The organism is Veillonella sp. CHU110, assembly GCF_003992255.1.
Classification (GTDB): Bacteria; Bacillota; Negativicutes; order Veillonellales; family Veillonellaceae; genus F0422.
In genome coordinates this window covers 130793-154507 of sequence record NZ_RQVA01000003.1, presented here as the reverse complement: position 1 = coordinate 154507, position 23715 = coordinate 130793, and the positions used below count along the sequence as shown (strand labels likewise).

General features: G+C 40.9%; 18 protein-coding genes. All 18 read right to left on the bottom strand.

What is annotated here, in order from left to right; genetic code table 11:
- Positions 1–6: 6 nt before the first annotated feature.
- The 18 genes from uvrA to EO122_RS02205 all read right to left on the bottom strand — a co-directional run bounded on the left by uvrA (position 7) and on the right by EO122_RS02205 (position 23561).
- Positions 7–2871, bottom strand: coding sequence for an excinuclease ABC subunit UvrA (gene uvrA, locus EO122_RS02290; RefSeq protein ID WP_127009195.1), 2865 nt, complete (start codon positions 2869–2871; stop codon positions 7–9).
- An 8-nt stretch (positions 2872–2879) separates the two neighbouring features.
- The gene (gene uvrB / locus EO122_RS02285; RefSeq protein WP_127009194.1) at positions 2880–4988 is read right to left on the bottom strand and encodes an excinuclease ABC subunit UvrB; all 2109 of its coding nucleotides are present in this window, start codon (positions 4986–4988) and stop codon (positions 2880–2882) included.
- 208 nt (positions 4989–5196) lie between these two features.
- A complete protein-coding gene (locus tag EO122_RS02280) occupies positions 5197–5595 on the bottom strand; it encodes a hypothetical protein (RefSeq protein ID WP_127009193.1) in 399 nt (132 codons plus the stop codon).
- Positions 5596–5601: 6 nt separating this feature from the next.
- Positions 5602–6522: a signal recognition particle-docking protein FtsY gene (ftsY, locus tag EO122_RS02275; protein WP_126938139.1), complete on the bottom strand. Its 921-nt coding sequence runs from the start codon at positions 6520–6522 to the stop codon at positions 5602–5604.
- Positions 6512–10075 carry a chromosome segregation protein SMC gene (smc, locus tag EO122_RS02270; protein WP_127009192.1) on the bottom strand — a complete coding sequence of 1188 codons (3564 nt, stop codon included), beginning with the start codon at positions 10073–10075 and terminating at the stop codon, positions 6512–6514. Before smc ends, ftsY begins: the two co-directional genes overlap by 11 nt.
- A 93-nt stretch (positions 10076–10168) precedes the next feature.
- The gene (locus EO122_RS02265) at positions 10169–11236 is read right to left on the bottom strand and encodes an elongator complex protein 3 (RefSeq protein WP_127009191.1); all 1068 of its coding nucleotides are present in this window, start codon (positions 11234–11236) and stop codon (positions 10169–10171) included.
- Positions 11237–11351: 115 nt separating this feature from the next.
- Positions 11352–12086 (bottom strand): ribonuclease III, encoded by a 735-nt coding sequence (gene rnc, locus EO122_RS02260; RefSeq protein WP_371413171.1) that lies wholly within the window; start codon positions 12084–12086, stop codon positions 11352–11354.
- Positions 12086–13330: a beta-ketoacyl-ACP synthase II gene (gene fabF / locus EO122_RS02255; RefSeq protein ID WP_127009208.1), complete on the bottom strand. Its 1245-nt coding sequence runs from the start codon at positions 13328–13330 to the stop codon at positions 12086–12088. Before fabF ends, rnc begins: the two co-directional genes overlap by 1 nt.
- A 24-nt stretch (positions 13331–13354) precedes the next feature.
- The gene (locus EO122_RS02250) at positions 13355–14311 is read right to left on the bottom strand and encodes a nitronate monooxygenase family protein (RefSeq protein ID WP_126938136.1); all 957 of its coding nucleotides are present in this window, start codon (positions 14309–14311) and stop codon (positions 13355–13357) included.
- A gap of 70 nt (positions 14312–14381) precedes the next feature.
- Positions 14382–14612: an acyl carrier protein gene (locus EO122_RS02245; RefSeq protein ID WP_009353552.1), complete on the bottom strand. Its 231-nt coding sequence runs from the start codon at positions 14610–14612 to the stop codon at positions 14382–14384.
- Positions 14613–14656: 44 nt separating this feature from the next.
- The gene (fabG, locus tag EO122_RS02240; protein WP_127009190.1) at positions 14657–15400 is read right to left on the bottom strand and encodes a 3-oxoacyl-[acyl-carrier-protein] reductase; all 744 of its coding nucleotides are present in this window, start codon (positions 15398–15400) and stop codon (positions 14657–14659) included.
- A gap of 1 nt (position 15401) precedes the next feature.
- Positions 15402–16340, bottom strand: coding sequence for an ACP S-malonyltransferase (gene fabD, locus EO122_RS02235; RefSeq protein ID WP_127009189.1), 939 nt, complete (start codon positions 16338–16340; stop codon positions 15402–15404).
- A gap of 15 nt (positions 16341–16355) precedes the next feature.
- Positions 16356–17300 (bottom strand): enoyl-[acyl-carrier-protein] reductase FabK, encoded by a 945-nt coding sequence (gene fabK / locus EO122_RS02230; protein WP_127009188.1) that lies wholly within the window; start codon positions 17298–17300, stop codon positions 16356–16358.
- A 10-nt stretch (positions 17301–17310) separates the two neighbouring features.
- Positions 17311–18306, bottom strand: coding sequence for a beta-ketoacyl-ACP synthase III (locus EO122_RS02225; protein WP_127009187.1), 996 nt, complete (start codon positions 18304–18306; stop codon positions 17311–17313).
- Entirely contained in the window at positions 18290–19318 is a 1029-nt protein-coding gene (gene plsX / locus EO122_RS02220; protein ID WP_127009186.1) for a phosphate acyltransferase PlsX, read from the bottom strand. The genes EO122_RS02225 and plsX overlap by 17 nt, the downstream gene beginning before the upstream one ends.
- A gap of 9 nt (positions 19319–19327) precedes the next feature.
- Positions 19328–19882, bottom strand: coding sequence for a transcription factor FapR (fapR, locus tag EO122_RS02215; protein ID WP_127009185.1), 555 nt, complete (start codon positions 19880–19882; stop codon positions 19328–19330).
- Positions 19883–19985: 103 nt separating this feature from the next.
- Positions 19986–21134, bottom strand: a complete 1149-nt coding sequence (locus EO122_RS02210) for a hypothetical protein (protein ID WP_127009184.1) — start codon at positions 21132–21134, stop codon at positions 19986–19988.
- Positions 21135–21317: 183 nt separating this feature from the next.
- The gene (locus EO122_RS02205) at positions 21318–23561 is read right to left on the bottom strand and encodes a TonB-dependent receptor (protein ID WP_127009183.1); all 2244 of its coding nucleotides are present in this window, start codon (positions 23559–23561) and stop codon (positions 21318–21320) included.
- Between the last annotated feature and the right edge of the window lie 154 nt (positions 23562–23715).

The following is a 23715-nucleotide window of genomic DNA, read 5'->3' as shown; positions in this document are numbered from 1 at the left end:
TAGGATTCATGGTGTGTCCTCAGTAGGCAACGGATGTTGTTCCATATAATTCCTAGTTTTCTCTAACACAGGACCTAAGAATTTGCCTGTGTAACTGTCAGGTAAAGCAGCAATCTCCTCAGGTGTGCCAGTACCCACAATCGTACCACCACGGAAACCACCTTCTGGACCTAAGTCAATAATATGGTCCGCCGTTTTGATGACATCTAAATTATGCTCGATGACCACCACTGTATCGCCACCATCGGTAAGCTTTTGCAATACTTCTAGCAATTTCCGGATATCTTCTACATGTAATCCAGTAGTCGGCTCATCTAGGATATATAAGGTTTTCCCTGTACTACGACGAGCCAGCTCAGTGGCTAGTTTAACCCGTTGTGCTTCCCCACCAGACAAGGTAGTTGCCGCTTGTCCTAATCGAATATAGCCTAGACCTACTTCTTGTAAAGTCACCAATTTGCGGTGAATTTTTGGAATAGCACTAAAGAAGTCTACCGCTTCATCCACGACCATGTCCAATACATCGGCAATGCTTTTACCTTTATATTTCACTTCCATGGTCTCTCGATTGTATCGAGCTCCTTTACATACCTCACACGGTATATACACATCTGGCAAGAAATGCATTTCGATTTTGATGATACCATCACCACGACACGCTTCACAACGACCGCCTTTGACGTTAAAGCTAAATCGCCCTGCTTTATAGCCACGAATCTTCGCTTCATTGGTTTGACTATATAACTCACGAATAGCATCGAAGACCCCTGTATAGGTGGCAGGATTAGAACGTGGTGTTCGACCGATTGGACTTTGGTCAATATTGATGATTTTATCTACGTACTCTAAGCCACGAATCTCCTTGTGCGCTCCCACCTTGTGATGATTTCTGTACAGTGCATTGGCTACGCCTTTATATAAGATTTCGTTAATCAGTGTAGATTTACCAGATCCACTGACGCCTGTTACGACAGTGAATAATCCGATAGGGAATTTCACATTCACTTGTTTTAGGTTGTTCTCTTTGGCCCCTCGGATTTCTAAGCAGGCTTTCGTAGGCTTTCTACGTTCTTTTGGTAATGGAATATATTTTTGACCACTTAAATATTGACCAGTAATGGATTCTTTTACAGCCATCACCTCTGGTACTGTACCTTGCGCCACGATTTGACCACCATGTTCACCTGCCGCAGGTCCAATATCTACCAAATAATCCGCCGCTAACATCGTATCTTCATCGTGTTCTACTACGAGTAAGGTATTTCCTAAGTCACGCAAGCCTTTCAGTGTTTCGATTAAGCGATCGTTATCACGTTGGTGTAAACCGATAGACGGTTCATCTAAAATATATAAGACCCCAACGAGTCCCGAACCAATTTGTGTGGCCAAACGAATGCGCTGTGCTTCCCCACCAGATAAGGTGCCGGCACTGCGGTTCATCGTCAAATAATCTAAGCCCACATTGTTCAGGAATCCTAGGCGAGCATTGATTTCTTTCAAAATTTGTGCCCCTATGAAAGCCTCTCGGTCCGTCAACTGGAGATTGCCAAAATAGTCAACCGCTTCACTAATCGTGAGCTGTGTCACTTCATCTATATTTTTTTCCCCTACACGGATGGCAAGGGATTCTGGTTTCAAACGAGCTCCCTTACAAGCTGTACATGGTTTAATAGACATATAGGATTCGAACTCTTCCCGCATGCTATCCGTAGTAGCCTCTGCATGACGGCGTTTCACCATTGGCAAAATACCTTCATATTCGGTATGGAATGTTTTCACCTCTCCACGCATATTTTCGTAGTCGAAAGTCACTTTCTCAGTACTACCATACATGACTTCTTTTTGTAAGTCCTTAGGAAGTTCTTCGAAATTAGCCTCTAATGTATATCCATGCGCTTTCAACAAACCTTCTAATTGTCTCATGAACCACGCATTAGGATTGGAGCTCAACGGTGCTACTCCACCATCTATAAAGGATACCGTTGGATCTGGAATCACCCTGTCCTCATCTACCTCCATCGTGCTACCTAAACCCAAACAGGATGGGCAAGCCCCAAAAGGACTGTTGAAAGAAAACATACGAGGTTCAATTTCCGGCAATGAAATATGACCATTAGGACAGGTAAAATGAACACTAAATTGGTGGGCTGGGCCATCTACCTCCTGAATGATGACAAAGCCTTCTCCATGATGAATGGCAGTTTCCAAAGAGTCCGTTAAGCGGCTTTCTAACCCTTCCTTGATCACAAGACGGTCTACGACGATCTCAATGGTATGCTTTTTATTTTTATCTAAGTTGATTTCATCCTCAAAGGTATGTATCTCTCCATTGATGCGAACACGAGCAAATCCATTTTTACGAATTTGTTCCAACACTTTTTCATGGCGCCCTTTTTTACCCCGTACCACTGGAGCCATCACCATAATTTTAGTGCGTTCTGGTAATTTCATGACCAAATCTGTAATCTGCTCAATCGTCTGTTGCGCAATCTCTTCTCCACAAGTAGGGCAGTAAGCTCGACCAATACGAGCAAATAATAAGCGCAAGTAGTCATAAATTTCTGTCACCGTTCCCACCGTAGAGCGAGGGTTACGGCTCGTTGTCTTTTGGTCAATGGATATAGCTGGTGAAAGCCCCTCAATGTAATCTACATCTGGTTTATCCATTTGTCCTAAAAACTGGCGCGCATAGGCAGATAAAGACTCCACATATCTGCGTTGTCCTTCTGCGTAAATTGTATCAAAGGCTAGGGATGACTTACCTGATCCGCTTAATCCTGTTAATACGATGAATTGATTTCTTGGTAGAGCCACATCAATGTTCTTCAAATTATGTTGACGGGCTCCTTTTATAATTAATTGATCTTTCAAAATAACTCCTATTCCTCATTCATATCTGACCAAATTTGGCGCAATCTGCCCAATTCATCACGCAACTCTGCAGCTCGTTCAAATTCTAATTGTTTTGCTGCTGCTTTCATGAGACGTGTGGTCTCTTCAATAGCATTGAACACATCTTCTTTCGTTTCGTATTGTGACTTCGTTGAAAGTGACTGCACCGTTTCTGCCACCACCTCTGTCGGCGCTGTACTATCATACACCACAGAGCTATCTGTTCTTGGTTTGCGACCTTTTTTAGGTGCAGCAACTTCCCCTTCAACTTTAGTCAATTCAATTAAATCTTTCACTTCCTTACGCACTGTGCGTGGTGTAATACCATGCTCTGTGTTGTAGGACTCTTGCAAAGCACGACGACGTTCGGTTTCATCCATAGCACGTTGCATAGAACCCGTAATGCGGTCCGCATACATAATAACTTTCCCTTTTTCATTACGAGCCGCACGGCCTATGGTCTGAATCAAAGATGTATCACTGCGCAAGAAACCTTCCTTATCTGCATCTAGGATAGCCACTAAGGATACTTCTGGCATATCTAAACCTTCCCGTAATAAGTTGATCCCTACAAGGACGTCAAAAACACCAGCCCGCAAATCACGAATGATATCGGCACGCTCAATGGTGGCAATGTCGGAGTGTAAATAGCGTACTCGAATCCCCATCTCTTTTAGGTAATTCGTTAAGTCTTCTGCCATTTTTTTCGTCAATGTAGTAACTAGGACCCGTTCATCCGACTTCGCACGGTCTTTAATTTCTCCTAATAGATCATCCATCTGCCCCTTAATAGGTCGGATTTCGATAATAGGATCTAGCAAACCTGTTGGACGAATGATTTGTTCTGCTACATTGGTTTGTACTTCCATTTCATAGGGCCCTGGTGTCGCAGATACATAGACAATTTGGTTGATTCTCTCTACAAACTCTTCAAATTTTAAGGGTCGATTATCCGCTGCCGATGGCAAGCGGAATCCATAGTCGATCAAATTATGTTTCCGAGCTTGGTCACCATTATACATGGCACGAATTTGTGGCAAGGTCACATGGGATTCATCAATGATGATAAGGAAATCATCTGTAAAATAGTCGATAAGGGTCATTGGCGCTTCTCCCGGTTGACGGTTAGACAACAGACGGGAGTAGTTTTCAATGCCCGAGCAATAGCCCATTTCCTGCATCATTTCAATGTCATATCGTGTTCGTTGCTCCAATCGTTGCGCTTCTAAGAGACGGCCATTTTCATTAAAGTATGCCAAACGTTCAGCCAACTCTGTTTCGATACGACCGATAGCAAGGTCTAATTTTTCCTTCGTCGTTACATAGTGAGAGGCTGGATAGATGGCTACGTGTTTACGCTCTACAATCACATCCCCTGTGAGCACATCGATTTCTACTAAGCGATCGATTTCATCGCCAAACATTTCTACTCGAATAGCTCTTTCACTGGTGCCAGCTGGAAAAATTTCCAACGTATCCCCTTGTACACGGAAGGTACCTCGTACAAAGTTCATATCATTTCGGGTATATTGGATAGATACTAATTTACGAAGAATATCGTCTCGACTATATTCCTGACCTTGTCGCAAAGATACACAGAGCGTGCTATAGTCCTCTGGGTCCCCTAAGCCGTAGATGCAGCTGACGGATGCGACGATGATCACATCTTTACGTTCAAATAAATTCATTGTCGCCGAGTGACGCAGTTTATCAATTTCTTCATTGATGGATGCATCTTTTTCAATGTATGTATCGGTAGAGGCAATGTACGCCTCTGGTTGGTAATAATCGTAATAAGACACGAAATATTCCACTGCATTCTTAGGGAAAAAGCTTTTGAACTCACTGGCCAATTGGGCTGCTAATGTCTTATTGTGGGCGATGATCAAAGTCGGCTTTTGTACGGCTTCGATGAGTTTGGCCATGGTATATGTTTTTCCTGTACCTGTAGCACCTAGTAATACCTGTGCCCATTCCCCTCGTTCAATTCCCTCTGCCAAGGACTGGATGGCCTTTGGTTGGTCACCCATCGGTGAATAGGGGGCCTCTACTTGAAAAGGAATCCCTTCCTCAGGAAAATGATGCAATCCGCTCATAGTCCCTCCTTACATGTCTATCTCTATAAACGTAAATATTCACTGTTAATTCTATATCTAGTAACTTCTATATTATATCATGAATAGACTGAGTATTGTACTATATGTTCGATACAAATCAGATACAACAATCACTCTGTGAGACTATACTATATACAAAAAGAAAAGCTGAACCGAAGGTCCAACTTTTCTCTATTGCTTATATAGTTTACCCTTTACCACGGATACGCCGCAATTCTTCTTCTGTGATAGGCGTATCTCCTTGCAATGTTTGTGTAGTAGTATCTTCGCCTTCTAACATTTCCAAAAAGATCGCGATACCTTGGTCTGATAAATGATGCCTTTCATCACTATGCTCAGATTCTAATGTATGTTGGATATTAGCCGCAATGGAATGTACATAGTCCCATTGTTCTTGTGTATACTGTTCAATACGTTGCGCAATTTCCTTCCAATTGCTCAATAGCAATCTTGTAAGCGGTCGGTATAAATCACCACCTACAAATTCCATAATATCTACAGCACATTCAATGCCATCTGCATCGACACCATAGCCATTCATATCATTTTGATCAACCACATACTCATATAACTTCTTTCTTGTCATGGTCATTTATTCTCCCTTATCGAATAGGGCATTAGCAAATTCTTTCGCATTGAAAGGACGTAAATCATCCATTTTTTCACCGACACCGATCCAACGCACTGGAACACCTAACTCTTCTTTGATAGAGATAACGACACCACCTTTGGCTGTGCCATCTAATTTTGTCACCACAATACCCGTTACAGGGACTGCTTCACCAAATAGCTTCGCTTGGTTAACAGCATTTTGTCCTGTTGTGCCATCTAAGACTAATAAAGTTTGATGTGGGGCACCAGGAATTTGTTTGTCCGCTACCCGACCAATTTTTTTCAATTCTTCCATCAGGTTAATTTTCGTATGCAAGCGACCAGCTGTGTCTACAATCACTAGATCAGCTTCTTTCGCAATAGCCGACGCACACGCATCGAACACAACTGCTGCTGGGTCTGCCCCTTCTTTATGCTTTACAATGGATACACCTACACGATCTGCCCAAATAGATAATTGTTCAGAGGCTGCTGCACGGAATGTATCACCTGCTGCAATAATTACTTTTTTACCTTGCTCAGCATAGTAATGAGCTAGTTTTGCGATTGTCGTCGTTTTACCAACACCATTCACGCCTACAACCAAAATCACTTCTGGTTTATGTAGTTCCAAAGCTTCTTCTTGCGCACCTAGCATTTCCGTAATACGCTCTTCCATGAAAGGCATAACTTCCTTAGTATTGTTAATAATCCCTTCTGTGACACCACGACGAATTTCTTTCATCAAGTATGTTGTCGTTTTAGGGCCCAAGTCACCAGTCAACATAGTAGCTTCTAAATCATCTAAAAAGTCATCATCAATTTCAGCATATCCAATGACGATAGTTTCCACTTTTTTTACAAAGTTATTTTTTGTCTTTTCTAAGCCCGCTTTCACACGGTCAAAAAAACTAAATGCCATAATCGCTATTCTCCTTTACATCATCAAATGCTACTGTTAATAAACGAGATACGCCACGTTCTACCATAGTTATCCCTTGTAACACATGGGCCGATTCCATCGTTCGTTTTCGATGGGTTACTACGATGAATTGCGTAGCATCTCCTAAATTTTGCAAGTACTGACTAAATCGTTCCACATTCGCATCATCTAATGCGGCATCTACTTCGTCTAGCACGCAGAATGGAGCCGGTCGATAATCTAACAATGCAAAAAGCAAAGCAATTACCGTCAACGCTCGTTCTCCACCTGACAATAAGCTCAATTGTTGTCGCTTCTTTCCTGGTGGCTGAATATAAAAGTCAATGCCACTTTCTAAAATTGATTCTGGATTGGATACTACAATTTGTGCAGTACCACCACCAAATAATTGAGAGAACACATGTTGGAATTTCTCTCGAATGTCTGCAAGTACACCTTGCAATTGTTCAGACATAGCCCCATCAATTTCAGCAATAACCCCTTCTAATTGTTCTTTCGCAGTCACTAAATCATCTTTTTGCGCATGGTAGAACGTTAACTTTTCTACTGCTTCTTCATATTCGATAATAGCGTTTGGATTGACAGCTCCTAAGCTGTCTATACGTTGCAATAAGGTTATCTGTTGTTGTTTCCATTCATTAACAGATCCAGAAACTTCCAATGTCTGCGCCTCTTGTTTAGTATACCCTAAAGCTCCCAATTGTTCCAATGCTTGTTCGCCTTGTAATTGATATTTTGTTAAGCCTTCTTGTAAGTCTACTAATTTCTTTTGTACAATTCGTTGACGCTGCTCTTTTTGATTTCGTTCATCCTGTAATTTAGATAATTGTAATTCCCATGCACGTACTTTTTCTTGTCCACCTTTGCGAGATTCTGTAATAGTGGCTACGCGTTTTTCTAAAGCTTGTTTCTCTGATTCTAATTCTAATGCAGGGTCACCCCCTAATCGTACTACGTCTTCTTTTAATTGTGTAAGGCGTCGTTCCAAGCCAACAATAGCTTGTAACTTCTCCTGTATATGTTGCTCTAATAGAGATAGTTCTTTTCTACTTTGTTCTAAGACCAGTCTAGCTTGCTCCCATCGCAATCGTAACCCTTGTACTACTTCACTTTGGGAGCGATCTTGTTCCTCCAAGCTTTTCTCTTGTGCAACTAAAGCATTGACTTGCTCTTGATATCCTTCACGATTCTCCAACTGTGAAAGCTCCTCAGACAATACTTTGATATTCTCCGTTAATGTAGCCTGTGTTTCTTTAGCTTCCTGTAGTTCCTTGTTATAGGTCTGTACCATTCCATTCAAGCTAAGTTGTTCACCTTCTGTACGCTGTTGCTCCTGTTGTAAACTGCGCAATTGTAGAGCTTCCTGTTCATAGGTTTCTCGCAACTCTTTACCTATCGTAGCCAGTGCTTCGCTCTCTTGTTCAAACGTTTCCAACTGTGAACTTAATTCTTGAAGTGTTTGTCGCAATATATGAATATCTTTTTCTAGCGTCTCTTGCTCTTCTTTACGAGATAAAATAGAAGCTTTTTTACGTTTAGTCGCACCACCCGTTAAAGCACCACCTGGCTGTAATTGCTCTCCTGTTAGAGTTACAATACGCAATTGTTGATAGTATTCTTTTTGTAATGCTAATCCGTGCTCCAAGGTATCTACAATTAAAGTACGACCTAATAGTTGGTTAAATACACCCGTATATTGTGAATCAAAGTGAATACAGTCAACACCTAACCCTAATACATGTGGAGATTGTAACGCCTTATGATCGAGGCGCTTTCCTTTCACCATATCCATAGGCAAAAACGTAACACGACCGCCTTGAGTACGTTTTAAATATTGTACTGCTTCAGAGGCAATCTTCGCTGTATCCGTAATGACTTGATGAATGGCCCCCCCTAAGGCTGTTTCAATAGCCACTAAAAACTTTTCTTCCACTGTGAATACATCGCCTATAGCTCCACGAATGTGAAAAGACCATTGCTCTTTTGCCTGTAGAACATGTTTTGTTCCCTCTAAATAGCCTTCGTGTAGTTCTTCCCAACTATGAAGTAGTTCCAAGCGACCTTCTTTAGATTGCAATACTCGTTGCGTTTCCACTAACTTTTGATTTGTCTGGCGGCGACTAGTTTCCAAGTCCAGTAAAGATTGTCGAGTGTTTTCTAATTGCTCTTGTGCTTTCTGTACAATCGTTTCTTGGTCTTTCATAGCACTTTGTGCTACTTCTAGCCCCTGTGCTATATCTTGTAAGGTCTCCTGTAAACGCTGTGTATCTGCTTGTTTTTGTTGCTCTCTATCTTGTGCTCTTGTCAGCTGATGACGAGCTTCCTCTACTTCACGAACAATAGCAATGTGTCGTTCATGAGCATGCTGCTCTGCAGAACGCATAGTATCTAAATTGGCTTTTACTTCGCCCAGAGACTCTCGTATAGTTTGTAGGTTAGATTCGGCACTAGTTAGATCTAGACCAATCGCTTCTAGTTCACCTTCCTGTTCTTTCACAGATACTAGATCCCGTTCACGATGTTCCTCTTTCTCTGCAACTTCTTCTTTCCAAGCGCTCAGTTGAGCTTCTCCCTCCTGCAATTCAGCAGTCATATTTGCCTCTTTGAGTCGTGCGACCTCAATTTGACCCGTTAGTTCTCCTAACTTACCTTGTAAGGTAGCATATTCCTCGTCCATACCTTGTTGGGTGTCACGGAATTTTTGCAATTCCTCCTGTGTTACAGAATAACTACTTTGGATAGATTCTAAACTAGCCTCTAACTCTTCTTGCTCACGTAGATAGGATAGGTTTTCATTCTCTTGCCTAGTAAATAACCGATCTGCCGTTTTATACTCATGAAAAGCAATAGCTCCATCATACTTACGTTTCTCTTGCGATAGTTGATTATATTCCCGTGTTGTATTGGCTTTTACTTCTAAATCTACTAATTGATCTCCCAGGGTACTCATCACATCATTCAAACGTTCCATATTACGTTCTGTACTATGGATACGGCGGATAGCATCTTCTTTATTCATTTTAAAGCGAGATATACCTGCCACATCTTCAAATATGAGACGCCGTTCTTCTGGCTTACTGTTTAAAATAGCATCAATGCGATTCTGACCTATAATAGCCATAGAATCTTTTCCTAAGCCTGTATCTGCCAATAATAAATGGATATCTTTTAAACGACAATTTCTTTTATTAATTTGAAATTCACTTTCCCCATTTCGATACATACGACGGGTAATAACAATTTCTGCTAACTCTTGACCTAATGTGCCATCGCTATTATCAAAAATTAAGTTTACCTCTGCTGTATTATGCGGTCGTCTAGCTTCCGTACCTGAAAAGATAATATCTTCTGCTTTTTGGCCACGCAAATGACGTACATTCGATTCGCCTAATACCCACCGAATGGCATCAGTGATATTACTTTTACCACTGCCATTAGGTCCCACAATCCCAGTCATGCCCGGAGAAAATGACACTACAGTTTTATCCGCAAAGGATTTAAATCCCTTCATCTCTAATCGTATTAATTGCATGACTGCTTCCTTTCTATCAACATTGTACCACTATACTGACGTATAAAGATTATATCTATATATTTGTAAAATATTCTACTTCTATGTCGTAATTTATAGAGTAATACTATACGTGATACCATCGATGGTCATATGTATTGCCTCTGTGGTACAACCTTCCTTATATTGCTTCCATTCCCAACGAGTATAACCATACTGTTCGATAAAATACAAAATGTTACTATTTTTTAATCCCCGCACTTTGGATGTAAGTGCTCTCGCATATTCCACCTTTATAGAGACAGGGTCTTCAAATACTTCTCGGTGTTCTTCTATAGTCTGTTGTAAATGCTGTCGGACTTGATAGTTAACAACTAGCTCACCAAAGGCAGGCGCATAAGGACCACCTACAATCCCTCGTCCTGCATCAAAATCTTCTGTACTTTGTAATCCCACACGGATTACTTTTGTGCCCTGCTTCTCTAGATATGTTTTCAAGAAAGCACTATATGCTACAGCTTCTTCTATTGTTAGCGGTGTATAACTCCCCTGTCGCACCCGATCTGCTAATTCTGTATCTTCAATGACAAGAACAGGGTAAATACGACATATATCTGCTTGCAAACGACCAGCCCGTACTGCAGTTTCTACTAAAGTCTGCCATGTTTCACCGGGCAATCCTGGCAAGAGTTGTATTCCTAATGTAATTCCTTGTTGCCGTATATGAGCACAGGCCAACTCCACATCTTCTACTGTATGACCTCGTTTAGCATCGATTAACATTGAACCATTAAGGGTTTGCACCCCTAATTCTATAGTTCTTACACCTGCTGCATAGAGTTCTTGAAGCCGTTCTATACAAATAGCATCTGGTCTCGTCGAAATACGAATGCCTCGAATCCACCCTTTACGGTATGCATCCGTGGCTGGAGCTAATAATGTATCTTGTAGTTTTCTGGGTATAGCTGTAAAACTCCCCCCAAAATAAGCTACTTCCCACTGCCCCATTTGACCTTGTTCCGCTATGGCTTTCTCTATTGCTCTCTCTATGATTGTTGGCGTTACCATCTCTTGATGTCCAGATATACGTGGTTGATTACAAAATACACAAATATAGGGGCATCCAATATGAGGGATAAAAAATGGAAGTAATCTAGTTTTCTCTTTATTTACTTTCCTCATACATGCCTCCTCTACCAAGTGTAGTATATATATACCTATCTATTGTACCATGAGAATACATTCTATCCTACCAGTAGAATAGAAAAAGGAGTGGTTTCCCACCCCTCAATCCTTATTATTGTATACGCTTTTCATAGGCTTCACGCGCTGCTGCTTGAGCCGCTGTTTTCTTATTGCGTCCAGAACCTATGCCGGATGGAACTCCATCAATAACAACTTCCATAGTAAAGAATTTATCGTGGTCTGGTCCCGTTTCCTCAATCACTCGATACTGGATGACAGATTCACCCTTTTGTTGCACCAGCTCTTGAAGCATCGTTTTAAAATCTTTACCTACTTTTCCTGAAAGCGCCATTTGAATATATCCATGCAAATGACTCAACACGAACTGTTTTCCCACTTTATATCCACACTCTAAATAGATGGCCCCCAAGACTGCCTCAAAGGTATCCGCTAAGATAGAGTCACGATTCGCACCTCCACAGTGAAATTCTCCTTTACCTAAGCGTAAATAGGAGCCTAGTTGCAAGGTACGACTGCAATCTGCTAGTGATCCTTCACATACGGTGCAAGCTTTTAAACGGGTCAGTTCACCCTCAGTCATTTCTGGATATGTAACAAATAAATACTCTCCAATGATAAGATCCAATACAGCATCCCCTAAAAACTCTAATCGTTCATTATGATGCTCATGAGATAGCTTATGCTCATTGGCATACGAAGAATGTGTCAATGCTCGATTCAACACATCCATATTTTGTAATGGTAAATGTAAATTCGCAACAAGCTCGTGAAGTAATTCTTCACGAGCCTGGCGAGATACTTTGTTATGCATAGAAGCTTTCACAATTATGCCTCATAACGGCGAACAACGATAGTACCGTTGTGACCACCAAAGCCAAAGGAGTTAGAAAGTGCTACATCCACTTTCATATCACGTGCTCCATCAGATACATAATCTAAGTCTAATTCTGGATCTGGATTGTCCAAGTTAATTGTTGGATGTACCTTACCAGTTTCAATAGCCATTGCCATAACAATTGCTTCGATGGCTCCAGCAGCCCCTAATAAGTGACCTGTCATAGATTTTGTAGAGTTGACAACTAATTTTTTAGCATGATCACCAAATAATTGTTTAATCGCCAATGTTTCATTCGCATCGTTAATGGATGTAGATGTACCATGAGCGTTGATATAATCTACTTGTTCAGGAGCAATACCTGCATCGTTCAATGCTAATTCCATACATTTACGAGCTTGTGTACCGCCTGGTGCTGGAGAAGAAATATGATATGCATCACCATTAGTGCCATAACCAACTACTTCTGCATAGATATGTGCACCACGTGCTTTTGCATGTTCTAGCTCTTCTAATACAATGATACCAGAACCTTCACCCATTACGAATCCATCACGATCCGCAGCAAATGGACGAGATGCTTTTGTTGGCTCATCATTACGAGTAGACATAGCTTTCATAGATGCAAAGCCAGCTACTGCTGCAGGAGATACAGCTGCTTCTGTACCACCAGCGAACATCACATCTGCTTGACCATGAGCAATCATACGGAATGCTTCACCAATTGCATTAGTACCAGATGTACATGCAGTCACGACAGTTTCAACTGGTCCACGTAATCCCAATTGAATAGATACACGACCAGATACCATGTTAGCAATCATCATTGGTACTGCAAATGGACTAACACGACCTGGGCCTTTTTCAAATAATGTAACATATACATCGTGGATAGAGTCAATACCGCCAATACCAGTACCAACCACTGTTCCGCAACGATCTAAATCTTCTTTATCTAAATCTAAATCTGCATCTTTTTGTGCTAAGAATGCTGCTGCAATAGCAAATGCAGAAGAACGGTCCATACGGCGAGCTTCTTTTTTATCGATACCAAATTGTGTAGGGTCAAAATCTTTGATTTCACCAGCAATTCGAGTTGCATAATCACTTGCATCGAATCGAGTGATAGGCCCGATACCAGATTCTCCACGTAATAAAGCATTGTAAAAGTCATCTTTACCGATTCCTACAGGTGTTACTGCACCTAAACCAGTAATAACAACACGTCTTTCCATCATTACACCTCTTTATAATCTCGTTTAATCAATGGATGCCGCTTCAGAAATGAGGCGCGCAAAAATGTCTTTAACAGGTAATATGGAATCTACTTTACGCATATTATTACCTGAGAATACCAAACCTGTTTCTACGTCACCTTGTTGGGCACGTGAAAGGGCTTTTATAATACAGAATTTGTGTGAACAATGCTTAAGGCATCGATGACATTCTGTTGGTGGCGGCACTGTGCCGTCTAATACTGTTTCTGCAAACTTATTGCGCAAGGCTTGTCCTGGAAGTCCTACTGGACTTTGGATTAAAACGATATCTTCTGGCGCGTCTGCACGGACGTACATTTTTTTCAACTCATCCGAAGCGTTACACTCTACACTAGCTGCAAAACGGCTTCCCATTTGTACGCCACTAGCACCTAATTTAATCATTTCAACAATATCTGCTCCATCAAGAACACCACCAGCCCCAATGACTGGAATATTCTTAACAGCCGCTACCACCTCTGGTACTAATTCACGAGAAGACCGATCTGTACCTAAATGGCCACCTGCTTCACAGCCTTCTACAATGACTGCAGAAGCTCCCAATCCTTCAGAAATACGCGCTAATTTAGGCGTAGATACGATAGGTACAATCGGAGTCCCTGATTCGCGACCTAAAGCAAACATATCTCTAGAGAATCCAGCGCCAGCTACTACGAGGTCAATCCCCTCTTCAATGGCCGTTTTTACAAGGCCTAAAAATTCTGTAGCGGCTACCATTGCATTTATACCAATAATGCCCGTAGGCGATAATTTTCTTGCTAATTGTATTTCGTATCGTAATTCATCAAAAGGCATGCCAGATGCTGCAATCAGGCCGATACCACCTTCATTTGCAACGGCTGCAGCCAAGCGAGCTGTAGACAATCGGATTGCCATTCCACCTTGAATTACTGGTACTTTGGCTACCAATTTCCCTATTCTAAGTTCAGGGAGTTTCACTATAATTCCTCCTATGTGCAAAGCCACCAAGGGGGCGTAGCCCCCTAGAGTGGTGCATAAGTGCTAAGACTTATTTTGTAGAATCGATGTAATCAACTGTATCTTTTACAGTTTTGATTTTTTCAGCAACATCATCAGGGATTTCAATATTGAATTCCTCTTCAAATGCCATGATCAATTCAACGATGTCAAGAGAGTCAGCGCCCAAATCATCGATGAAAGTGGAATCGATAGCCACTTCGGATTCGTCAACGCCCAATTGTTCAACAACAATAGCTTTTACTTTGTCAAATGTGCTCATTACGTACACCTCCTTTCACGTAATCTATGTATAGAATCTTGCTTTTACATCACCATTCCGCCGTCTACATTGAGAACTTGGCCAGTAATATAACTTGCAAAGTCAGACGCTAAAAATGTTACCACACCAGCAATTTCTTCTGGTTGACCCATACGGCCTAGTGGCACAGTTGCTGCAATACCTTCTTTGATTTTTTCAGGTAATACATCTGTCATAGCTGTTTCAATAAATCCTGGTGCTATTGCATTCACAGTAATACCACGAGCAGCTAATTCTTTAGCACATGTTTTAGTGAAGCCAATCACCCCTGCTTTTGCAGCGGCGTAATTGACCTGACCCACATTACCTGTCACACCAGATACAGATGTCATATTGATAATGCGACCAGCACGTTGTTTTACCATTAATTTAGCCACAGCTTTAGTCACTAAGTACACGCCTTTTAAGTTGATGTTAAGTACTTCATCCCAATCAGAATCTTTCATGCGAATTAAAAGACCATCACGAGTGATACCTGCATTGTTTACGAGGATGTCGATATGACCGAATGTAGCATGTGCTTCATCTACCATAGCTTGTACATCATCTGCATCGCCTACATTCGCTTTAATTTTAATCGCTTTACGGCCTAATGCTTCAATGGCTTCCACAGTTTCTTGTGCCACTGCTTCATTTCCAATAAAGTTAACGATAATATCAGCGCCAGCTTTTGCTAATTCAATAGCAGCCGCTTGACCAATACCACGAGATGCGCCTGTTACTAAGGCTACTTTACCTGTTAAATTCATCTTATTCTCCTTGTAAGAATGCAATCGCTGCTGCTAAGGATGCTTCATCTTCAACATTTGCCAATTCCATTGCTTTGTTAATTTTTTTAGTAAAACCTGTCAATACTTTGCCAGGGCCTACTTCTACAAATCGAGTTACACCAAAGTCTACCATTGTAGCTACACAATCTTCCCAAAGTACTGGCGCTGCCGCCTGTGTTACTAATGCTTCTTTAATAGCAGCACCCTCTTTTAGGATTTCTCCTGTAATATTTGCTACTACCGGAATTTGTGCATCTTTCACTTCAATCTTATCTAACTCTTCTTGTAAGCGTTTTGCAGCTGGTTCCATTAAACGGCTGTGGAAAGGAGCACTTACTGGTAACATAACAGCACGCTTAGCACCAGCTTCTTTCATTTTTTCAGCTGCCACTTCTACGGCTTTTGTAGCACCAGCAATTACAATTTGTCCTGGGCAGTTAAAGTTAACTGCTTGTACAGATCCTACCGTATCATTCACTTCTCCGCAGATGCGGACCACTTCTTCACGAGGCAATGCTAGAATCGCAGCCATAGCACCTTCTCCCAATGGCACAGCTTCTTGCATGTATTCACCACGTTTATGTACTACGTAAACAGCATCTTTAAAATCAAGAACGCCTGCTGCTACTAAAGCACTGTATTCACCAAGACTATGACCACCTACGATATCAGGTGTAAAGCCCTTCTCTTTTAAAATTTCATAGCATGCCACACTAGCTGTTAAAATTGCGGGTTGTGTATTTGCTGTTTTTACTAATTCCGTATCTGGACCTTCAAAACATAATTGTGAAATGGAATATCCCAATGCTTCATCTGCTTGTGCAAAACGCTCTCTTACGATAGGATACACTTCATACAAATCTTTTAACATACCAACTTTTTGAGACCCTTGACCAGGGAATACAAATGCTGTTTTCATAAGGTTTCCTCCTGCTTATCGGATAACAGATTTTAAGTTCAACATCACTTCTTCTGCTTCACGAACAATATCTTGAATGATTGTTGCGCAAGGTTTAATGTCAGTCAACATACCTGCAATTTGTCCAATCATAACGGAACCGTTTTTAGTTTCCCCTTCAATAGCCGCTTTTCTAAGTGTACCAGCACCTAAATTTTCAAGAGCTTCTTTTGGTGCTCCGCTGAACTCAAGGGATTGATATTTACGAGCTAATAAGTTCTCAATAATACGAACTGGATGACCTGTCGTTAAACCAGTCATAACAGTGGAGCGATCTTTTGCTTTCAATACAGCTTCTTTGTAATTTTCATGAGCAATACATTCTTCAGACACAACGAAACGAGAACCCATTTGAACTGCACTAGCGCCCAAGGCTAAGGCTGCCGCCATACCGCGACCATCAGCAATACCACCAGCGGCAATAACAGGTACGTCCACTGCATCAACGATTTGAGGAATCAAACACATAGTAGTAATATCTCCTACGTGACCACCAGATTCAGTACCTTCTGCAATGACTGCATCAATACCACCACGAAGCAAACGTTTTGCTAATAATACAGATGCCACTACAGGAATTACTCTAGTACCGATTTCTTTGAAAGCTGGTACCCATGTAGATGGATTACCTGCCCCAGTTGTAATCACCGGTACACGTTCTTCTAAAGCAACTTCCATAACTTCATTCACAAATGGAGACATCAACATAATGTTACATCCATATGGTTTGCTTGTGCGTTCTTTCAATTTATGAATTTCTGCACGGAATACATCTGGAGGCATATGACCTGCTCCGATAATTCCCAAACCACCTGCTTCAGATACAGCTGCTGCTAATTCAGCTGTACCCAACCAAGCCATACCACCTTGAAGCACGGGATACTCTATCCCTAATAAATCACAAATATCAGTCTTAATCATCTTGTCCTCCTTAGCACCATTTCATTACTAGACTTGCCCAAGTTAATCCTGCACCAAATCCAGCAACGGCAAGATTATCACCCTTTTGTAATTTTCCTGCACGCACTGCTTCATCTAAAGCAATCGCAATGGATGCTGCTGATGTGTTTCCATACTTAGGTAAATTAATAAATACTTTATCTTCTGTCAGATGCAAACGATCTGCTGCAGATTTGATAATACGAGTATTCGCTTGATGTGGAATAAAGAAATCTAATTCTTCCACTTCCATATTTGCCATTTCTAGAGCTTTCAATACAGTTTTGCCCATTGTTTTTACAGCAAATTTATATACTTCTTGCCCATTCATATGAATGAAAGTTAACCCTTCTTCACGACGTTCCGTAGTCGGTGGCAATGCGGTACCTCCAGATGGAATACATAAATGCATTCCGCCACTTCCGTCAGCCCCCATATCCATACCAAGCATACCATAGCCTTCTTCTACTGAAGATACTACAGCGGCTCCAGCACCGTCACCGAAAAGAACACATGTATTGCGATCTTCCCAGTTTACCACACGAGATAATACTTCAACGCCTACTACGAGGACATTTTTAAACAATCCCGCATTGATATAAGAACTAGCTGTAATCAAAGAGTATACATATCCTGAACAAGCTGCAGATAAATCAAAGGCTGCTGCTTTCGTAGCTCCTAGATTCGCTTGTACTAAACATGCCGTAGATGGAATTGCCATATCTCCGGTCAATGTAGCTACGATGATGCAATCTAAATCTTCTGCTGTTAAGTTAGCTGCTTCTAAGGCTTTTTTTGCTGCTTCTGTAGCCATATCTGAAGCATTTACGCCTTCGGGAGCAATACGGCGTTCTTTAATACCTGTACGTTCTTGAATCCAAGCATCACTGGTATCCACCATTTTTTCTAAATCGGCATTTGTTAATACTTTTTCTGGCACATAACTACCGGTACCAATAATTCCGACTGGCTTATTCAGCATTGTCATAAGTTAGGGTCCCTTCTTCTTGAATACTTGAGGAAATATGATCAATCAATTTCCGTTCCACTAAATCACCAGCAATTTTGATAGCTGTCATAATTTCTTTAGACTTTGAACTACCGTGGCAAATGATAAACACACCATTTACCCCTAATAGTGGAGCTCCACCATTTTCCGTGTGATCTAGACGTTTTTTTATTTTTTTAAACACTGGAACAATTAATAGTGCCCCCAATTTAGATATAATACTACTTTGCTTGATACCTGCTTTCAGGATTTCTTGTACTACAGACACAAGTCCCTCTGCAAATTTAAGCACAACATTGCCCACAAAGCCGTCACATACTACAACATCCACCGTCCCTTTCGGAATATCACGGCCTTCCACATTTCCTTTGAAAGGAATTGTTTTTAACTGTTGCAATAGTGAATATGTTTCTAGAACAACTTCATTGCCTTTCGTAGACTCTTCTCCTATGTTGAGTAGGCCTACCGTAGGATTTGCTTTTCCCAACAACAATTGTGCGTAATTATATCCCATAATGGCACCTTGTACCAAATGTTTTGGTTTACTGTTTGCATTCGCGCCAGAATCTAGCATAATGGTTACACCATTCGCTGTTGGTAATGGTGTAGCAATACACGGTCTTTCGATTCCTTTGATGCGTCCCAACCCTAGCAAAGCTGCTGCTACTGCTGCTCCTGTACTGCCAGGTGCAATGACTGCATCACAAATCTTGTCACGAACTAATTTTGTTGCCACTGCAATAGAAGCATCTTTCTTTTTGCGCAATGCAATACTTGGATGCTCATGCATTTCGATTACTTCACTAGCGTGATGTATAGCAATTCTAGGATTATCCAATTCACCAGTATCTTCTAATATTTCTTTTATTTTACTTTCATCACCGACAAGCACGACTTCCATATGTTTATATTCGTGCACAGCGGCAATAGAGCCTAATACTATTTCCAGAGGGGCAAAGTCGCCGCCCATAGCATCTACTGCAATCTTCATGGTTCACCTTTATTCTATCACAGATTCCATAATGAATTTAGCGCGAAACACTTCTTTTATGTTATCTTTGATTGTTACTTTAATAAAGAACTTTTCTCCGCGTTGTCGCACTAACTCAGCTTTCGCCGCCAAATTAACATCACTCTTAACGAGGCTTTTATATTTGATATTGCCTACCCCAGCAATCACCGTAGGAACTCCTACAATTGCTCTTGCCAAAGAGTTAGCTTGGGCATACAAATATTGTGCTTCCACGTAACCAGAACGATCTAACATGTCTTTTGTAGTTCTAAGAACACTAATGCCATACTGTCCTACCGATAAATCGATGACATCGCCTACAATATCTGATCGATCGATGTGCTGTCGGTCGTCTGTGTGTTCCTGTGCCATCGCCTTAATCCGTTCACGCAATTCAGGAATTCCTAAGGCCAGTCGATCCAATCGTATCGTAGGAACACTAACACTGAAAAATGTGGCCAATTCCTCATCTGTCGTGAAGGGGCTAATATTCAGTTTTTCGCGCAATAACTGTTGCCGTTCTTCCTTCTTATTACGACTCATATAACCACCTTTTATTACCAAGTACTAATACTTCCATACAATTATACTCTAGATGACTTATACTACGCAAGCTTTTCTTGATTAAAATATAATTTTATTCTTCTTATTTGAGAAAGAGAAGTTCTCCTTCGTTTCTTTTCACAACAATAAGCGGTGCCTTATTACTAGTATTTGGGCGCTTATCCACAATTTTAATATAGCCTTTTACTGTATCTACATAAATTGGATTCTCATCTTCTTGGAAAATAATGCCCGCTGTGTCCTGTGTATCACCACCAATTAAAGTTTGAATATGACTGCCTGTGAAAGTATATCCTTTTCCAGTCTTTCTTAGTAACTCTTCATGGTCCGCTCGGTGGCGTTTCGCACCTAGCCACTGGTTATGCCATGCTCCCTGATTCGCTAGTCGCAATACAACACCTGAATTATACGGATTATTTTCACTTTCAGCAAATTCATTTAAAGCTCCACCAGTCCATTTAGAATCAGCTGTTTCCAAATGCAAGTCGATGAACGACCCATGACGACCTGGATTAGGATTCAATCCATAATTTTTATTTAACACACCTAAGTTGCCGGTCACTTGTACAGTCACTGGAGTTGTGGATACCGTACCCATCCCCAAAGAGGTCGCTGTATATGTGTCAGCTAATTGTCCAGTACCAATCCCAATGCTGCCCTCTTCTACTATAGCTGCATACACATCTGCCTGTTGAAACGGAACCGTTTCTATTGTAACAGGACCATCTAATGTAACATAACTATCTTTGTTGGCCTGTACACCATTGCCAACAGCATGAATCACAGTAGGCCCGTGAACAACAACCTTTGTGTCATACTTAGGGTCATCAATCTGTTTACGCCCAAATCCTGCGTAGATGCCACTCATGTAATAATGTGCCATTTCATCCGCTTGATCATAGGGATAAGCATTACTTAGATCTACTTGCAAGCCCTTGTGGACAGTTAACTTCGTACCATCCAATACATAAATACCAGTTACATTATGGTGCTTATCCTGCACCGTGTCATACCCTACACCATTTACCTTAATATGCAGCCCCTCTGGATAGTTGAGCACCTCATGGTATTTGCGCATCGCCACAGCTCGCCCCGCTGTGCTTACCTCAATGCGCTCCGGTTGCGTCACAACCTGTTGAAAGCCTACCTCTGCCGATGCTCCATATACAAATGGTACCGTGCTCAAACATGCCATAACAAGTCCTGCTAATACATTTCGCTTATAATTCATACATACTCCCCTTACGAATCACTTAGACCTCTACTATGAATATCTTTATATCCTCTTTAGTATACCATTGGTAAGAGCCATTGCCTATGGTAGTGCTATTCCAATTGGTCATACAACATCTAGTAGACAATAAAATGAGACGCCCCTCGTCGGAACGTCTCATGCTGTTAATATTATATTGTATTAGAATTTGAATTTCATACTTGCTGAGTAAGTACGACCTGCTGTGGCTTCATCATCAAAGAAGACGCGATCAAATACATTTTGTACTCCAAGTTGGATTGTCGCTTCTTTGGATACTTTGTAATTCACAGAGAGATTCGAGATAACATAACTATCTGCTGCTCCATACTGCCCTGTCACTTCGTCTAAAGATTGACGACGGCTGATATATTGTGTATCCCATAGAGCATTCCATTTAGCACTGTTATACTCAATCCCAGCATGGAAGATATGTTTTGGAATATCAAATATAGTTTCTTCATATGCTTTCGTATTGGTTTGTGAAATCACATTATGGTTGATACGTCCTGTTTGCCACGTATAATTTCCAAACACAGACCAAGCTGGCGACAATTGATGACGAAGCTCTAGTTCCACGCCACGACGAGTTTCAGAGTCTACATTACTGTACATTTTGTAATCAACTTTTTTATTTTTATAATATGTTACAAGTTTCACTTTGTCTTTTGTTCTTACATAGAACCCTGTTATCCCTAATGTAGTCTTCGTATCCCACGCTTTTTTCAAGCCAATTTCAAAGGTATCTGATTTTTCCGGATTTAACTCTGGGTTTGCTTTCACAGTACCACTAAAACGATAGACTTGACTTAATGGCGGTGGATTAAAGGAGTGTCCATAGGATGCATATACATTTAAAGAGTCTGTTACATAATGTTCTACGCCAACTTTAGGGCTCCATTCTGTATAATTGCCTTCCCCATGATGTCGTGTCTTATATTCTTTCTTACCTGTATCAAATGTAATATGCTGACCATCAAATTTTTTGAATTGATCCACGCGAAGTCCCGTATACACAGCCCAATCATCATTTGGACGATATGTATCTTGTAAGAATAACGCTACATTCCGAGTAGCCCCTTTATTCACTTCATAAACCCCATCTGGATACGTCGTAGAATCATGAGAACTATGGTCTCGCCAATTGGTTAAGTCTCTGCGTTTTTGATCAAAACTTTCTTGTTTCCAGTTAAGACCAGCCACGATGCTATGCTTCCCAATATTTTCCCATATTTTTTGAGCATCAAAATTAATTGTTTTTCCAGGATAGAAAGAGTCATCTCCTGGTCCACTATAGTCTGATGTAGTCGGATTGGCAGGACTAGAGAATCCATCTTTCTTACGGTCTAATACACTGAAGGAAGCCTGTATTTTATTAGCGTCATTTTTATATTGTAAACCATGAGAATGATATTCTCGTAATCCATCATACCCTAAATACCTAGATGTTCTAAGTTCTACCCCTTCTTTATCATTGATTTTTACAACACCAGCAAATACAGGTTTCCCTTTTTCTGTAATTGTACTCATAGGGTTCTTATACACATATGTGTTATTAGTATATAAATAAGAATATGTTAGGGATTCCTTGTCTCTCAATTTCACAGTGGCATAAGCAGACAAGTTTTTATTATTGAAAGCTTTATCTCCACGACTACCTAACAAATAGTCACCATTCTTTGTTTGCGGAATAGGCGTATCTGGTGTAATTGTTTTATCACCTGCTTCTAACTCGTATGCACCGTCTACTATAAAGAATCCTGGAAATCCACCTGTCCTACGTTGTTCTGCAGAAACGCCTACAGATACACGATCAGATACGCGCGCATCAAATCCTAATTCATTATTCCATGTGCCATGGGAGCTATGTCCTATTTGTCCATGCCAATGAATATCTTGTACAGATTCTTTAGGTGCTACTTGTTTTGTTTGAATGCTGATAACACCGGCTACACCTCTACCTCCATAAAGTGAGGAACTAGCCCCTCGTACCAATTCAATACGATCAATCGTATGTACTGGAATAGCTTCCCAATCTACGCCATTATTAAAAGTATTATTCATTGGTACACCATTGAGCAATACTAATATATTAGTAGAATCAAAGCCACGAATTTGCAAACCACCATTCCCAACTTGACTTTTGTATACGCCTGGTAATAGTTGTAACGCATCTGCTACAGTATCCACCCGTTTGGCTTCAATATCTTTTTGTGTCACTACAGATACTGAGCTAGGTGTTTTAGCAATGTCTTCCATCGTCCGTGTAGCTGTCACTGTTACTGTTGGCAACATAACAATTTCCTCTGCTGCAGAAGTATCCACTGCCTGTACCGCTTGACTCGTCATAGCAGACAAAATCATGGACAATAACACTAATTGCGCCTTACTTGTTTTTGTTTTCATACGTACGCCCCTTTACTATAAAAATAAAATTCCCTATTTTATAGTATAGCACTGATTTGCGTCATTGAAAATCATCATATAATGAATGTTAGTTATGTTTACACTTAATATTATAATATTCACCCTTTTCTATATCTTATACTTATGAACGTAT